This window comes from Mesorhizobium sp. M7A.F.Ca.CA.002.05.1.1 (assembly GCF_003998335.1).
Classification (GTDB): domain Bacteria; phylum Pseudomonadota; class Alphaproteobacteria; order Rhizobiales; family Rhizobiaceae; genus Mesorhizobium.
This window is the reverse complement of the sequence record NZ_RZQI01000102.1, coordinates 1-2366: the sequence shown is the minus strand read 5'-3', so window position 1 is coordinate 2366 and position 2366 is coordinate 1. Positions and strand designations below refer to the sequence as shown.

Below are 2366 nucleotides of genomic sequence, written 5' to 3'. Positions count from 1 at the left end.
GATGTGGTCACCGCCGACGGCAAACTGCTCCGGGCCAGCAAGACTGAAAATCCCGATTTATTCTGGGCGCTGCGCGGCGGCGGCGGCAATTTCGGCGTCGTCACGGCATTCGAGTTCCATCTCCATGAGTTTGGACCGCAAGTGCTGGCAGGGCTTGTCGTCCATCCCTTCGCCGATGCCGAAAAGGTGCTGCGGGAGTATCGCAAGGCGCTCGAAACCGCTCCTGACGAGTTGACCTGCTGGGTAGTCATGCGGCAGGCGCCGCCGCTGCCCTTCCTGCCCGCGGAATGGCATGGCAAGGAGGTTCTGGTTCTGGCCATGTGTTATTGCGGCGACATCGAGGCAGGCGAAAAGGCGACGCAAAAACTTCGAGCCATCGGCACGCCGATTGCCGATGTCGTGGGCCCCAGCCCGTTCACCGGCTGGCAGCAGGCATTCGACCCACTGCTCACGCCCGGCGCCCGCAACTACTGGAAGAGCCATGACTTCACCGAGTTTTCCGAGGAGGCGGCTGCGGTCGTAACGGGGGCAATAGCCAAGCTGCCGGGACCCGAATGCGAGATATTTATCGGCCATGTCGGCGGCGCGGCAGGTCGCGTCAAGGCGGATGCAACGGCGTTCCCACAGCGCAGTTCGCATTTCGTCATGAACATTCACGCCCGCTGGCGCGAACCCACCATGGACAAGGCTTGCACCGACTGGGCTCGTTCAATCTACGAGGCGGCCAAACCTTATGCCGCCGGCACCGCCTACGTGAACTTCATGCCGGAGGACGAGGTCGACCGGGTCGAAGCGGCCTATGGTGGCAACCATCGACGGCTTCTGGAAATCAAGCAGCGCTACGACCCGCTGAACCTGTTCCGCATGAACCAGAATTTGCGTCCGAAAGAAAGCTTGCGAGCCGCATGAGGCGCGCCGAGCTGCAGTGATAACAAGTTCACGCCTCCGCTGGAGGCGCGGGCACATGCTGTTGGCGCCGGGCTGTATTCTTGGGCCGGCCCATCAGCAACAAACCCAATACTGTGTCTTCGCCGCCCTTGTGAGTGCTGGAAAAATGGAGGAATAGTCTCCCGGAATGCATCGCCCTGAAATTGCCGGTTTGCGGTTCTCAGGTCGTGCAATTGCTAGCCGGATTCCGAATGGCCAGTCCCGAACCGCGCAAAAGAAGAGGTCCGATCGCCGCCCGGCTGCTGGCGCTCGATGCGTGGATCGATTCCTCGCTCTATGAGATCGGCTTCAAGGCGCGCCAATTCTGGGAATCAGCGACGATCTTCTCGCGGCGCTTCCGCGTCAACGGCTGGCGCCGTGGCATCATCGAACTGTTGAGCGAAGGTTTCACGCTCGGCGCCGTCGGCATCGTGGTGATGCTGGCGCTGGCCATTCCGGCTTTCCAGGACACGGCTGGCGACTGGCGCGCCCAGGGCGACTTCGCCGTCACCTTCCTCGACCGCTATGGCAACGAGATCGGCCAGCGCGGCATCATCCAGCGCGATTCCGTGCCGGTCGACGAGATGCCCGATCACGTCATCAAGGCGGTGCTTGCCACCGAGGACCGTCGCTTCTTCGACCACTACGGCATCGATGTGCTCGGCCTGTCGCGCGCGATCTTCGAGAATGTGCGGGCGAACTCCGTCGTCCAGGGCGGCTCGAGCATCACCCAGCAGTTGGCCAAGAACCTGTTCCTCACCAACGAGCGCACGCTGGAGCGCAAGATCAAGGAAGCCTTCCTGTCGCTGTGGCTCGAGGCCAATCTGTCGAAGAAGGAGATCCTGCAGCTCTATCTCGACCGCGCCTATATGGGCGGCGGCACGTTCGGCATCGAGGCTGCCGCCGACTTCTATTTCGGCAAGAGCGTCAAGGACCTGAACCTGGCCGAGGCGGCGATGCTGGCCGGCCTGTTCAAGGCGCCGACCAAATATGCGCCGCACATCAACCTGCCGGCGGCGCGCGCGCGCGCCAATGTGGTGCTGTCCAACCTTGTCGATGCCGGCTTCATGACCGAAGGCCAGGTCCTGCAGGCCAGGCTGCATCCGGCCGATGTCGTCGACCGCGGCGAACAGAAAAGCCCTGACTATTACCTCGACTGGGCATTCGACGAGGTCAAGAAGATCGCCAAACCTGGCCAGCACTCGCTTCTCGCCCACACCACCTTTGACGCCAACATCCAGAAGGCGGCGGAAGAATCGGTGGAGTTCCACCTGCGCCAGTTCGGCAAGGAGTACAACGTCACCGAAGGTGCCGTCGTCGTCATCGAGACCAACGGCGCCGTGCGCGCCATCGTCGGCGGCCGCGACTATGGGGCCAGCCAGTTCAACCGCGCCACCAAGGCGCTGCGCCAGACCGGCTCATCATTCAAGCCCTATGTC

The 2366-nt window shown here is 62.6% G+C and carries 2 protein-coding genes; both read left to right on the top strand.

The annotated features are described in order from the left end of the window. The coding region (locus tag EN939_RS38940) for an FAD-binding oxidoreductase (protein ID WP_245473061.1) at nucleotides 1-909 on the top strand (909 nt) is incomplete at its 5' end. A gap of 230 nt (nucleotides 910-1139) precedes the next feature. Continuing rightward, a partial coding sequence (locus tag EN939_RS07950) for a transglycosylase domain-containing protein (RefSeq protein WP_206528272.1) occupies nucleotides 1140-2366 on the top strand: 1227 nt, incomplete at its 3' end.